At 70.8% G+C, this 12,884-nt stretch carries 11 protein-coding genes; 8 read left to right on the top strand and 3 right to left on the bottom strand.

Annotated elements, in window-relative coordinates; translation table 11 throughout:
• The first annotated feature begins 78 nt into the window (after positions 1-78).
• The 3 genes from AB0M67_RS38755 to AB0M67_RS38745 all read left to right on the top strand — a co-directional run bounded on the left by AB0M67_RS38755 (position 79) and on the right by AB0M67_RS38745 (position 2,004).
• Positions 79-684 (top strand): TetR/AcrR family transcriptional regulator, encoded by a 606-nt coding sequence (locus AB0M67_RS38755; RefSeq protein ID WP_365752577.1) that lies wholly within the window; start codon positions 79-81, stop codon positions 682-684.
• A 226-nt stretch (positions 685-910) separates the two neighbouring features.
• Positions 911-1,489 carry a TRAP transporter large permease subunit gene (locus AB0M67_RS38750; RefSeq protein ID WP_365752575.1) on the top strand — a complete coding sequence of 193 codons (579 nt, stop codon included), beginning with the start codon at positions 911-913 and terminating at the stop codon, positions 1,487-1,489.
• Complete coding sequence (locus tag AB0M67_RS38745) at positions 1,465-2,004, top strand: TRAP transporter large permease subunit (protein ID WP_365752573.1); 540 nt, start codon at positions 1,465-1,467, stop codon at positions 2,002-2,004. The genes AB0M67_RS38750 and AB0M67_RS38745 overlap by 25 nt, the downstream gene beginning before the upstream one ends.
• Before the next feature lie 28 nt (positions 2,005-2,032).
• Here the strand turns inward: AB0M67_RS38745 and AB0M67_RS38740 are convergent, their stop codons facing one another.
• From AB0M67_RS38740 to AB0M67_RS38730, 3 genes are all read right to left on the bottom strand, one after another.
• Entirely contained in the window at positions 2,033-2,911 is an 879-nt protein-coding gene (locus tag AB0M67_RS38740; RefSeq protein WP_365752571.1) for a copper homeostasis protein CutC, read from the bottom strand.
• Entirely contained in the window at positions 2,908-4,431 is a 1,524-nt protein-coding gene (locus AB0M67_RS38735; RefSeq protein ID WP_365752569.1) for a M81 family metallopeptidase, read from the bottom strand. Before AB0M67_RS38735 ends, AB0M67_RS38740 begins: the two co-directional genes overlap by 4 nt.
• A gap of 263 nt (positions 4,432-4,694) precedes the next feature.
• Positions 4,695-5,945 (bottom strand): ROK family protein, encoded by a 1,251-nt coding sequence (locus AB0M67_RS38730; protein ID WP_365752567.1) that lies wholly within the window; start codon positions 5,943-5,945, stop codon positions 4,695-4,697.
• 315 nt (positions 5,946-6,260) lie between these two features.
• Here AB0M67_RS38730 and AB0M67_RS38725 point away from each other — a divergent pair, with 315 nt between their 5' ends.
• From AB0M67_RS38725 to AB0M67_RS38705, 5 genes are all read left to right on the top strand, one after another.
• Entirely contained in the window at positions 6,261-8,075 is a 1,815-nt protein-coding gene (locus tag AB0M67_RS38725; protein WP_365752565.1) for a peptide ABC transporter substrate-binding protein, read from the top strand.
• Between the two features lie 163 nt (positions 8,076-8,238).
• Positions 8,239-9,198 (top strand): ABC transporter permease, encoded by a 960-nt coding sequence (locus tag AB0M67_RS38720; RefSeq protein WP_365752563.1) that lies wholly within the window; start codon positions 8,239-8,241, stop codon positions 9,196-9,198.
• Positions 9,195-10,094 (top strand): ABC transporter permease, encoded by a 900-nt coding sequence (locus tag AB0M67_RS38715; protein ID WP_365752561.1) that lies wholly within the window; start codon positions 9,195-9,197, stop codon positions 10,092-10,094. Before AB0M67_RS38720 ends, AB0M67_RS38715 begins: the two co-directional genes overlap by 4 nt.
• Complete coding sequence (locus tag AB0M67_RS38710) at positions 10,091-11,872, top strand: ABC transporter ATP-binding protein (RefSeq protein ID WP_365752559.1); 1,782 nt, start codon at positions 10,091-10,093, stop codon at positions 11,870-11,872. The genes AB0M67_RS38715 and AB0M67_RS38710 overlap by 4 nt, the downstream gene beginning before the upstream one ends.
• A gap of 62 nt (positions 11,873-11,934) precedes the next feature.
• Positions 11,935-12,855, top strand: coding sequence for an ROK family protein (locus tag AB0M67_RS38705; RefSeq protein ID WP_365752644.1), 921 nt, complete (start codon positions 11,935-11,937; stop codon positions 12,853-12,855).
• Positions 12,856-12,884: the final 29 nt, after the last annotated feature.

Here is a 12,884-nt window from a genome sequence, read left to right as displayed (position 1 = left end):
AGGAACCGGGAGTACAAGCTTTCTATTCCGATCGGTATAGAAGTCGTGCGGATCATGACTCGGGAGTACGCTGCACGCATGGCTGGTTCACGGAGCGCCGTTATGGGGCGGCCTCGACAATTCGATATCGACGAGGCGCTTGAGCGCGCCATGCAAGTGTTCTGGGAACGGGGATACGAGGGGGTCAGCCTCACCGATCTGACCAAGGCCATGGGCATCACGAAGCCAAGCCTGTACGCGGCCTTCGGTAACAAAGAGGAGCTGTTCCGCAAAGCTCTGGAGCGCTATACCGAGGGTCCGGCCGACTACGGGACGCGCGCCCTGGAGGAGCCGACCGCGCGAGGCGTGGCCGAGGCGATTCTCCGCGGAGCGGTTCGGACCACGACGCGTCCCGGAGGTCCTGCGGGTTGCCTGGTCGTGCAGGCCGCGCTGGCGTCGAGCGATGCGGGTCGGCCCGCGCACGACATGCTGGTCGAGTGGCGGAACGATTCGGGTCTACGCCTTGAGGAGCGCTTCCAGCGGGCCGTCGACGAGGGCGATCTTCCGCGCGACGCCGACCCCCGACAGCTCGCCCGATATGTCATGACGGTGACGTTCGGCATCGCCGTCCAGGCCGCCGACGGCCTCGGCCGCGACGAACTCCAGGACATCGCCGACATGGCACTGGAGCGCTGGCTGCCGTAGCGGGCGTGCGGCGGACGCGCACGGGGCGTTCCGGCTGGTACCACGTAGCTAGGTCTGAATGACCCGGAGGCGCAGGCGCCGCTTGAAGTGGTGTGGGTGCAGGCGGTTCCGTAGGCGCGGGCGCAGGTGCCGACGGAGAGTTTGCGGCGTTCGAAGTGGCCGAGGAAGTCTTCCCATTCGGTGTCGGTGGGGGAGCGGTACTCCTCGGTGGGGCGCAGGCCACGCCGTGACGGGCGACGAGTCGCTCGCAGTCACCGGGGCGTGCGTCGGCAGGAAGATGTCCCAACTCTCTGAGCCACGAGTAGAAGAGGGTGCTGCTCATCCTGTCGCGGCTGACGGTCCGGGCCGCGGCGATGTACTCGAAGGTGTCTCCGGGGGTGATGTCCGGCAGACCTCCGCCCTTGGCCAGCATGATTCGGGTGGTTCCGCCTACGCGGCGACGGTCTCCGCCGGTCTCTTCGGTGCCGTCGCGCACAACGGCGCGGCGATCGTGGCGACCATCGGGTCCATCACCATTCCATGGATGAAGCGCTCCAGGGCGGGCGGCGAGACCGCGGCGCTGGTTCTGGCCGGAAACGCGGGCGTCGGCGCCACCTTCCCGTTCAGCGGCGCCTTTTTCATCCTGCTCGCGGCGCCGACCGTGCTGCCGGTTCTCAGCGCGCGGGACGTGGTCGGCACGATATTCGTCACCGGCGTGTGGATGGTCGCGATGCGGCTGATCATCGCCTACGTCATCGTCAAACGGCGTGGAGTGGGTGCGATGGCACCCGAAGACATCCATTGCTGCTCTGGCCGCCGGTGGTGATGCTGCTCGCCGGACTGGTCGTCGAGCGGAGCGCGCTCCCGCGCGGCGGCGGGGAGTGGTGGACGCTGTTGTCGCGGATCAGCCCCAAACTCGGCCTGATCGGCGTCACGATGGTCGCGGCCTTCGCGGCCTCCAACGTGTTGGAAACGCTGGGGATCGGCGAACAACTCGCCCCTTACCTGAAGCGCCTGGAGGGAGTGCCGCAGATCGTCGCCGCCCTCGTGGTGGGACTGATCGTCGTGATCGTCGCGGGCCCGCTCAACACGACCTCCACCCTCGCGGCTGTCGGGCCCGTCGCCTTCGCCGCCCTGACGGCGGCCGACGTCCCGCCGTACATCGCCTTCGCCGCCGTCATCGTGTGGGCCTCGTCCGAGGGCTGCTCACCACCGGGCGCCGCACCGTTGTACGTGGCCGCCGGAATCGCGTCCATCAATCCGGTGCGGATCTTCGTTCCTGTGACGGTCTATTACCTGGTGCCCTCCTATCTGATGGGCGTCCTGATCGTGGAGGAATGAGCGGCTGCGGCGGGGAGCGCACGGCCGGTCAGCCGGTTGCCCGTGATTCCAGCATTCTCCTGGCCTCGGCGACCACCGCTGGGTCGGTGACGAAGTGCGTGTCCTGCTCGGCGGATTCGCTGGAGGCGCCGAGGGGGATCCACGCACCCCCGCGCCGGGGTTCGGCGCGGCGTTTCGCGGAGAGGTGGACGGCGGCGACACCGGCGGCGGTCAGGGCCGGGATGTCGGCGGGGCGTACCCCGCCGCCCGCCATCACCTGCACGCCGGGCGCGGCCTCGACCATGGCGGCGAGCGCGGCGAGTCCTTCTCCGGCGGCCGGGGCGCCGCCGGAGGTGAGCACCCGGGTGAGCCCCAGGGCGGGCAACAGCGCGGCGGTGGCGACCGGGTCCGTGGACAGGTCGATCGCGCGGTGCAGGGTCACCTCGACGGGGCGGCCCGCCTCATGGGCCGCCGCGGCGAGCCGGTTGACGGCGTCGGTGTCGAGGCCGCCTTCGGCGGTGAGCGCGCCGACGACCACGCCGGACGCGCCGGAGGCGATCACGGACCGCACCTCGGCGGCCATCAGGGCGATCTCCTCGGCGTCGTGGACGAAGTCGCCCGGTCGGCAGCGGACCAGGACCTGCACCGGCAGGCCCACGGCGGCGACCGCCTCGACAAGGGCGGCCGAGGGCGTCAGACCGCCCAGTTCCAGGCCGGTGCAGAGTTCGACGCGATCGGCTCCGTGGTCGAGGGCGACACGGGCACCGGCCGGCGAGGTGACGGCGATCTCCAGTGCGGGCCGGCGGCCCGGTCCTCCTGGCCGGGGCCGCCCGAGTCCGGCGACCTCGTCGGCCGCCACCGGTGCCGGAGGCCGGCCCGCACCGCCGGCCCGGGGCGGGCCGACGGGCCCGGTGGTGTGGTCGGTCATTCGTCGTCCCCGGTGAGCGGCTGGTCGGAGGCCGGGATGATACGGGCTGTCAGATCCGGGTCGGCCATCTCGCGGTCGAAGGGGAACATCGGGCGGCGGATACGGCGGTGGCCCAGGCGCACCAGGTCCTGGTCGACACCGCCGGGAGTGAGGGCCATCTTCCAGCCGACCGACATGTCGAACAGCTCGGGCTCCAGATAGCCGATCTTGACGATCACGATGTCGGCGGAGCGCGGGTCGAGGTCGAGGTCGGTGAAGTCGTGCTCGTGGTGGTACGGCTTGCGCAGCTTGGTGAGGATCGCGTACACGCTGCCGGCCCGGACGACGACCTCGGTCTCGGCGTCCCGGTCGCCGTACCGGATCGCGTGGACCACGCCGGTGAGGGCGACGGGGCCGGCATGCCGGTCGTCGACCTCGGCTCCGGCGGTGACAGTGACGGTGGCGCCGACCCCGGCGGCGACGGCGGTCTCGATCGCGGCGGGGCCTGGTACCGAGGCGTAGATGACGGTCGGCCCGTCCTCTTTCTGGAATTCGGGGCGCTCCAGCAGCCGGGTCAGACCCCAGGTGACGTCACCGGCGCCGCCCGCGGTGGGGTTGTCGCCGGTGTCGCTGATGAAGTACGGCCGCTGGTCGGAGGCGAGGGCCTCGTCGAGGAGTTCGTCGTAGGTGCCGGTCGGGGCGACGAAGTCGAAGTCGCGGCGGGCGTTCCAGAAGCCCCGGGCGAGTCGTTCGGCCCCGGCCGAGACCACCGCCGTGTCGTCGCCGGTGACGACCACGACAGCGCGGTTGCGGGGTTCGTCGGCCCAGGCGTAGCCGACCCAGATGGCGGCGTCCGTCACGCCGTCGGCGGCCTCCAGCTCGTCGATCGCCGCGTACACGCTCTTCGCCGGTTCGATCCGGGTGGAGGTCTGCTCGCCGGCCAGCAGCACCGGGACCGGCACCCACGCCTTGACCGGGCGGGGGGCGCCGGACGCCAGCAGGTCGACCAGGTTGCGGACGGCACGCTCCTTGGTCTCCATGTGGTCCTCGTGCGGGGCCATCCGGTAGCAGGTGATCAGGTCGCTGCGGTGGGCGAGTTCGCGGGAGACGTTTCCGTGCAGGTCCATCGAGGTGGAGACGATCACGTCGGGGCCGACGGTGGCGCGGATCCGCTCCAGCAGCACGGCCTCGGCGTCGTCGATCCCCTCCACGGTCATGGCGCCGTGGATGTCGTACCAGAGGCCGTCCAACGGGGGCAGCGCGGCCAGGCGTTCGATGAGCTCGTCGGTGAGCCCGGTCCAGGCGGCGGCGGTGACGGTGCCGCCTGGCAGCGACTTGCCGACCAGGGCGCCGTGCCATTCGGCGGCCTCACGCAGTTCCTCGCCGGGGGCGAGGAAGGGGTACCGGTCGAAGATCCCGGCGCCGCGCGAGGGGTGGAAGGCGGGGGCCTCGGTGCGGGCCGGGGAGAAGGTGGAGGACTCGATGCCGAGCCCGGCGACGGCGATGACGGGGCGGGCGGCGGGGGTGCGGGTGTGCGACATAGCTCCTCGGACGGGGTGTGGTGCGGGTGGCCGGTTCCGCGGTCCGCCACGGGGGCGTGCGCGGACTTCGATATCCGGGCGGGCGGGGGGACTTCGGGAGTGGCCCTTGGACAAGGCCCCTGGGCTTGGGACTTGGGGTTCGGGGGCGGGGTTCGGGAACGGGGGATCGTCCGGGAGCCGGGGTACGTGCCGCGGCTCCCGGACGGGTACGTCGCCTCGCGCACGGAGTAATTTCCGGGACCGCCAGGCTTTTTGCAGCGGCGTCAGGTCCCTCCGCGGCTCGTGGCAATGTGCTGCCGGTCGTCACCGGGGGCGGCGCGGCCGATGTCGCCGAGGGCGCGGGTCAGGGCGCGCTGCAGGGCGAAGAGTCCGGCGCCGACCAGGCCGGCGTCGGCGCCGAGACTGGCCCGCTCGATGGTGAGGTGTTCGGTCACCAGCGGGTGGCAGCTCTCGTAGAGCTTGCTGCGCACCGCGGCGACGAACGGTTCGAGGGTGGAGAGGATGCCGCCGAGGTAGACGACGTCCGGGTTGAAGAAGTTGACGTTCGCGGCGAGCACCTGGCCAAGGTGGTCGCCGGCCCTGCGCACGGCGCGGGTGGCTTCCGGGTCGGCGTCGGTGGCGAGCCGTACCACGTCCTCGGGGCTGGCGACGTCGAGACCGCGTTCGCGCAGGATGCGGACGAGCGCGGCGCCGGACGCCACCGTCTCCAGGCAGCCGGTGTTGCCACAGGAGCAGGGGATGTCGGCGCCGCCGTCGATGCGGATGTGCGTGATGTCGCCCGCGGCTCCGGTGGCTCCCCGGTAGAGGCGGCCGTCGGCGATGACGCCGGCACCGATCGCCGAGCCGATCTTCACCATGATCGACTGCCGGTGCTCGGCGGGCCTGACGCTCTGCTCGCCGACCGCCATGCAGTTGGCGTCGTTGTCGACGGCGACCGGGACCCCGAAGCGCTCCTCCAGCCAAGCGGCGACCGGGAAGCGGTTCCAGCCGAGCATCCGGGACGGCATGACGACGGCGCCGGACGCGACGTCCACCGGACCGGGCAGGGAGAGCCCGACGCCCCGGAGCCGGTCGCGTCCACGCTGCTCGGCGAGGGACTCCAGGTGCTCGACGAGCCTCGGCAGGGCGGCCTCGGGACCGTCGGCGACCTCGAACGGGACGTTGGCGACGTCACGGACACCGCCGCCCGGGAGCACCACACCGATCCGGGCATGCCGGCCGCCGACGTCGGCGGCGACGGCGTACTCGTCGTTGCTGCCCGCCCTGAGGACTCTGCGGGGGCGGCCGCCGGTGGAGGACTGGGTGCCCTCCTCGGCTATGAGCCCGCGCTCGACCAACTGGGCCACGGTGAGGGAGATGGTGGAGGCGGCCGTGCCGAGGAGTTCGGCGAGTTCGGCGCGGGACGACGCCTGGCCCGAGGCGACGAGTTCGAGGACCCGCGTGGCGAGGGCGGTCGTGCCCTTCTGGGACACGCCCTTGGCGGCCTTGCGGTCCCGTGCACTTATTTCAGTCATGTACGAAGTAACTTCCGCAACGGTGGATGTGACGGAGACAGTACGCCCGTCCGGGCGGGCGGGGAACAGCTCCATGAAGGAAGTGGAGAGCTTCGACGCGGGTGAAATCGCCGCAAATTGCTACATAGGGACCCCCTGAGACGCCTGGAGCGGCTGGCTGTGACTCTATCGAGATCGCAGAAACTTACTTTTTACTAATTCTTGTTTGTTTGTTCGCCACGTCCGTCGTTGACTGTCGCCGTACACAGCGCCGACCCCGCGGCGCCGACCCGGTCTCCCGGGACGTATGCGGGTCCTTTCACTCTGAGGAGAGTCATGTTCCTTGCTTACACGGCGGCCGGCCGCCGCTGGGCCCTCGTCGCGGGTGCCGCCGTCACCACCGGCGCGCTGCTCACCGGCTGTTCCGGCGGCGGTACCTCGTCCTCCGGCTCGGCGTCGTCGGACACCATCAACTACGCCCTCCCGGCGAACTTCACGCCGAACTGGATCCTCCCGGTCGGCACCGCCTCGCACCTGAACACCAACAACTCCTCCATATCCCAGGCCGTCTGGGAGCCGCTGATCGCGTACGACGGCTCCACCGGCAAGGTCGGATGGAACAAGGACAACTCGCTGGCCACCGACGCGAAGTTCGCCGCGGACAGCAAGAGCGTGACGATCACCCTCGGCGATCGCCACTGGAGCGACGGCAAGCAGATCACCTCACGCGACGTGGAGTTCTGGTTCTCCCTGGTCAAGGCCAACAAGGCGGACTGGGCAAGCTATAGCCCGGGCAAGGCGCCGGACAACTGGACCTCCTTCAAGACGATCGACGACACGCACTTCACGATCACTTTCGACAAGGCGTACAACCAGGAGTGGATGCTCGCCAACGAGCTGAGCATGATCCGCCCGATGCCGCAGCACGTCTGGGACAAGACCAGCGACCCCGGCGCCGTCTCCGACCTGGACCGCACCGCCGCCGGCGCCAAGAAGGTCTGGACGTATCTCAACAACGCGGCCAAGAAGATCTCCGGCTACGCGACCGACCCGTTGTGGAAGACGGTCAGCGGCCCGTACACCATCAAGTCGTTCTCCACCGCGGGCAAGGTCGGGCTCACCGCCAACGCGAAGTACGACGGCGGTGGCAAGGCCAACATCAAGAACGTCAATCTGCTGCCGTTCACCACGGCCGACGCCGAGGCGAACGCCCTCCGCGCCGGCACCGTCGACTACGGCTACATCAACGCCACCGACCTGAGCCAGGAATCGTCCTTCAAGGCCAAGGGCTACTCGGTGAAGCCGTGGACCGGCTGGGCGATCACCTACATGCCGTACAACTTCAACAACCCCGCCATGGGCCCGGTGTTCAAGCAGCTGTACGCCCGCCAGGCGATCCAGAAGTCGGTGGACCAGGCCACCCTCTCCAAGGTGGTCTTCAACGGCACCGCCGTCCCCACCTACGGCCCGATCCCGCAGGGCCAGGACTCGTCCTTCGTCTCCCCGGAGCAGAAGACCAACCCGTACCCGTTCGACACGGCCAAGGCGAAGAAGCTTCTCACCGACCACGGTTGGACCGAACAGGGCGGCACCATGGTGTGCACCAGCCCCGGCACCGGTGACAACCAGTGCGGCGCGGGCGTCGACAAGGGCACCAAGTTCGAGATGCAGGTGCTGTCCCAGTCCGGCTCGACAGTGACCGACAACATGATGAGCGCGCTGCAGTCGTCGTTCGCGAAGACCGGCATCAAGTTCAGCATCAAGACCGCCCCGGTCAACTCCGTCCTGTCGCAGTCCGGCCAGTGCACGGCCGGCGAGTCGAGCTGCACCTGGCAGCTGTCCTTCTTCGGCACCGCGGGCAGCTGGTACTTCCCCGCCTACCCGAGCGGTGACTCGCTCTTCGCCACCGGCGGCGGCTCCAACTTCGGCAACTACTCCAACGCCGAGGTCGACAAGCTGATCACCGAAACCACCACGTCCTCCTCGAACGAGGCGGTGCAGAAGTACAGCGCCGCGCTCGCCAAGGACCTCCCCGTGATCTGGCTGCCGGAGCCCGATTACCAGATCTCCGTGGTCAAGGACGGCCTCGGCGGCTTCGCCCAGGACTCCCTCGCCAACTTCCACCCCGCCATGTGGAAGTGGACCAAGTAGGAGCCCGCGCGGGCCTGCGGCGCCGCCCGTCCACCCGGCCGGGCGGCGCCGGGGCCCGCGCACACTCCTCGCGCCACCCCGCCACACCGGCACCCGCCACGCCGACACCCCACGTCGCAGTGACGCCCGCGCGCACCACAGAGACGAAGCGACCGGAAAACACATGAGCACTTCCTCGTATCTGATCAAACGCGTCCTACAGGCCGTCGCGGTGATCGTCATCGTGACGATCGTCGTCTTCGGCCTGCTGCACGCCCTGCCCGGCGGCCCCGCGCGCGGCATCCTCGGGCCGCAGGCCACCGCACAGCAGATCGCCCACTTCAACCACGAACAGGGCCTCGACAAACCCCTGCCCGTGCAGTACTTCTACTACCTCGGCCAACTGCTGCACGGGGACCTCGGAACCTCGTACACCCTCAACGAGCCGGTCTCCCAGCTCATCACCGAGCGGCTGCCGAAGACCTTGGTCCTCACCATGCTGTCGGCTTTCGTCGGCCTCGTCCTCGCCATCCCGATGGGCATGTGGCAGGCGATGCGCCGCAACAAGCCGGTGGACTACGTCATCACCACGCTGAGCTTCATCGCCTACTCCACGCCCGTGTACTTCCTCGGGCTGATCCTGGTGCTGGTCTTCAGCCAGGGGCTGGCGTGGTTCCCGTCGCAGGCTCCGCAGGGCGAGACGCTGGGCCAGGTGATCTCCGAACCGCAGGCCCTGGTACTGCCGGTGGTCGCGGGCGCTGCCTCCATGGTCGCGGTGTTCAGCCGCTACATGCGGGCGGCTACCTTGGAGAACCTCTCCGAGGACTACGTCCGCACGGCCAGGGCCGGCGGCTCCCGCTCCCGCGCCATCCTGTGGCGGCACGTGTTCCGCAACTCGCTGACGCCCGTGGTCGCCATGCTCGGTTACTACGTGCCGGTGCTCTTCGGCGGTGCCCTGGTCGTCGAGCAGCTCTTCAACTACCCCGGCATGGGGCTGCTGTTCTGGACCGCGGCGCAGTCCTCCGACTACCCGGTCCTGCTGGGCTGCGTCCTGGTGATCGCCGTCGCCACCGTCGTCGGCACCCTGCTCGCCGACATCGTCCAGCGGGTCATCGACCCCCGAGTGAAGGCAGGTCGGGCATGAGCGCCGTCATCCAGCCGGACATGGTCCCGGCGAAAGCCGCCCCGCCGCGTGAGACCTCCGGCGTACGACTCGCCGTCCGCCGCTTCCTGCGCAACAAGCTGGCCGTCGTCGGACTCGCCGTCGTGGTCTTCTTCTTCCTGTTCTGCTTCGCCGGTCCGCTGGTGTACTCCACCGACCAGACCCACACCATGCTCCAGCAGGTCAACCTCGCCCCCAGCGGCGCACACTGGCTCGGCACCGACGCCGTCGGCCACGACGAGCTGGGCCGACTGATGTACGGCGGCAAAGTCTCCCTGACCGTCGGCCTCGCCGCGGGCGTCCTCGCCACCGTCATCGGCACTCTGTGGGGCGCCGCCGCCGGTTACGCGGGCGGCTGGATCGACGCCGTGATGATGCGGATCGTCGACGCCGGCATCGCCATCCCCGCGCTGTTCATCCTGCTGGTGGTCTCCGCCATCACCACGCCGGGCCTGACCGGTCTCGTCGTCATCCTGGGGCTGGTGTCCTGGCTGGTGCCGTCCCGGCTGGTCCGCGCCGAGACGCTGACCCTGAAGAACCGGGACTACGTCCTGACCCTGCGCGCCACCGGCGGTACGCACGCCCGGGCGATCCTGCGTCACATCCTGCCGAACTCGGTCTCCACCATCATCGTCGCCGCGACCTTCCAGGTCGCCGACGCCATCCTGCTGGTCGCCTACGTCTCCTATCTGGGCATGGGAGTCCGGCCGCCACAGACCGACTGGGGCGGCATGCTCTCCGCCGGTCTCACCGCCGCCTACTCCGGCTACTGGTGGCTCATCCTGCCGCCCGGCCTCGCCATCATCCTCGTGGTGTGGGCGTTCAACGCGATCGGGGACGGACTCCGCGACGCATTCGATGTGAGGGGACGCGGATGACCGCCACCACCAAGGGCTCGGCCGCCCGCACCGCGGTAAACGGCCCGATCCTCGAACTCGACGACCTCGGCGTCGTCTTCACCACCGAGACCGGCGACGTACCCGCGGTCAAGGGCGTGTCCCTCCAGGTCCGGCCGGGCGAGACGCTGGCCCTGGTCGGCGAGTCCGGCTCCGGCAAGTCGACCATCGCGCTCGCCGCGATGGGCTTGCTCGCCGGGAACGCCCGCGCCACCGGCAGCGCCGTCATCGCCGGCACTCAGATCGTCGGCGCGTCGGAGAACGGCCTCGCGGCGCTGCGCGGCAAGACCGTCTCCATGGTGTTCCAGGAGCCGGCCACCGCACTCGACCCGCTCACCCGGATCGGGAAGCAGATCACCGAGGTGATCCGCAACCACCGCGAGGTGTCCGCCAAGGACGCCGCCGCCGAGGCCGTCGAACTGCTGCGCCGGGTCGGCATCCCCGAACCGGAGAAGCGCGCCCACGCCTACCCGTTCCAGCTCTCCGGCGGACAGCGCCAGCGAGTCGTGATCGCCATGGCCATCGCCAACGAGCCCGGCCTGCTCATCGCCGACGAACCGACCACCGCCCTCGACGTGACCGTGCAGGCCGAGATCCTGGACCTGCTGCGCCGGCTCGCCGCCGAGACCGGCACCGGCGTGCTGCTCGTCACCCACAACATGGGCGTCGTCGCCGACTTCGCGGACCGGGTCGCCGTCATGTACCACGGCGAGATCGTGGAGACCGGATCGGTCGAGGACGTCCTGCTGCGCCCCGCCCACGACTACACCCGGCGCCTGCTGGCCGCCGTGCCCCGGCTGTCCGTCGCCGAGGCCGCGGACGGCACCGGCCGGCCGCCCGCGTCCGTACCGGCGGCCCGGACGAACCGTTCCGCGGCCGAGCCGTCGGCCCCGCCTGCCGGGCCCGGCGGCCCCGAGGGCGAAGCGGTGGTCGAACTGCGCGACATCAACGTGGTGTTCGGCCGCGGCAAGGCCGCCGTACGCGCCCTCGACGGAGTGTCGTTCCGGGTCGGACCGGCGGAGACCCTGGGCCTGGTCGGCGAGTCCGGCTCCGGCAAGTCCACCGCCGCCCGGGTCGCGCTCGGCCTGATCCCGCCCACCTCCGGCACCGTCTCCCTGTTCGGCGCCGACCTCGGCCGCACCCGCGCCCGGGCCCGCCGCGCCCTGCGGGCCGGCATCGGTGTCGTCCTCCAGGACCCGGTGGCCTCCCTCGACGCTCGGATGACCGTCGGCGAATGCGTCGCCGAACCCCTCCGGGTGCACCGTCGCGACCTGTCCGCCAAAGACCGGCAGGCCAAGGTCGCCGCCGTCCTCGACCGGGTGCGGCTGTCACGCGAACTCGCCCGGCGCGCGCCCCGCGAACTCTCCGGTGGACAGCGCCAGCGGGTCAGCTTGGCCCGAGCCCTGATCCTGGAACCCCGGCTGCTGGTCGCCGACGAACCCACCAGCGCGCTCGACGTGAGCGTGCAGGAAGCGGTCCTGGAGGTCATCACCGAACTCCAGGGCGAACTCGGCTTCGCCTGCCTGTTCGTCTCCCATGACCTCGCCGTCGTACAGCACTTCGCGCAGCGCGTCGTCGTGATGCGCGCCGGCCGTATCGAGGAGCAGGGCTCCACCGGGACGACCCTGCTGCGTCCGGAGACCGACTACACACGCCGTCTGCTGGCCGCGGTGCCGGTGCCCGACCCGGTGGTGCAGCGGGGCCGCAGGGCCGATCGCCTGGCCACCCTCGCGGCCGGCCGTACGGAGGCCCAGGCGTGACCGGACCTCTTCTCTCTCCCCGCACCCCACAGGACCCGGCCATTCCCACCACCCTCCGGCCGCTGATCGCCGGCATCGACATCGGCGGCACCACCACCCAGGTGGTGGTCTGCTCGGACGACCTGACCGTCCTCGACGGCGCGGAGGCCGCCACCCCGGCGCTTGAGGGCGGCCGGGCCATGGTCGGCGCCGCGCTCGACGCGCTCGCCCCGCTGCTGGCCCGCACCCCGGGCCGCCTGGTGGGCGCCGGCATCGGCGCCGCCGGCGTGGTGGACTCCGCGAACGGCCGCATCCTGGTCGCGAGCGACTCCTTCCGCGGCTGGGCCGGCTTCGCCGTCACCGCCGCCGTCGAGGAGGCCCTGGGCGTCCCGGCCTTCCTGGACAACGACGTCAACGCCTTCCTCTACGGGGAGGTCTACGCCGGAGCGGTACGCGGCGAGGCCGACGTCCTCGGCATGACCCTGGGGACAGGCGTCGGCGGCGCTCTGTGGACCAACGGCGCCCTGTTCGCGGGTCCGCACGGCGCGGCCGGCGAGATCGGGCACATCCCCGGCTTCGGTGACCTGCCCTGCTCCTGCGGCGGCCGGGGCCACCTGGAGACGCTGGCCTCCGGCCGCTCCATCGGGGCTCGTTACGCCGAGCGCACCGGCCGCCGCCTCACCGCCCGTGAAGTCGCCGAGGCCGCCGGCCATGGCGACGAGGACGCGCTCGCGGTGTACCGCGCCGCGGGCGCGGGCATCGCCCACGCGATCGTCATCACGGCGGGCGTCGTCGACATCACCACGGTGGTCGTCGGCGGCGGCGTCAGCCGCGCCTGGCCCCTGCTGGAGCCGGCCATCCTGTCAGCCCTCGCCGCCGAACCCCCGGTCAGCGGCCACCCCGTCCGCCTGGTTCAGGGCGCCCTGGCCTCCGACGCCGTCGCGATCGGCGCCGCCGCCCGCGCCCGGCGCGAACTGGGCATGGAGGCGAGGGCAACGGCGTAGGGACGGAACCACCGGCCCCCGAAGCCCGG

The organism is Streptomyces sp. NPDC051662 (genome assembly GCF_040681655.1).
In the GTDB taxonomy this organism is placed as follows: Bacteria; Actinomycetota; Actinomycetes; order Streptomycetales; family Streptomycetaceae; genus Streptomyces.
Note: the sequence above shows the minus strand (reverse complement) of the source record. Positions and strands in the feature narration are given on the sequence as shown.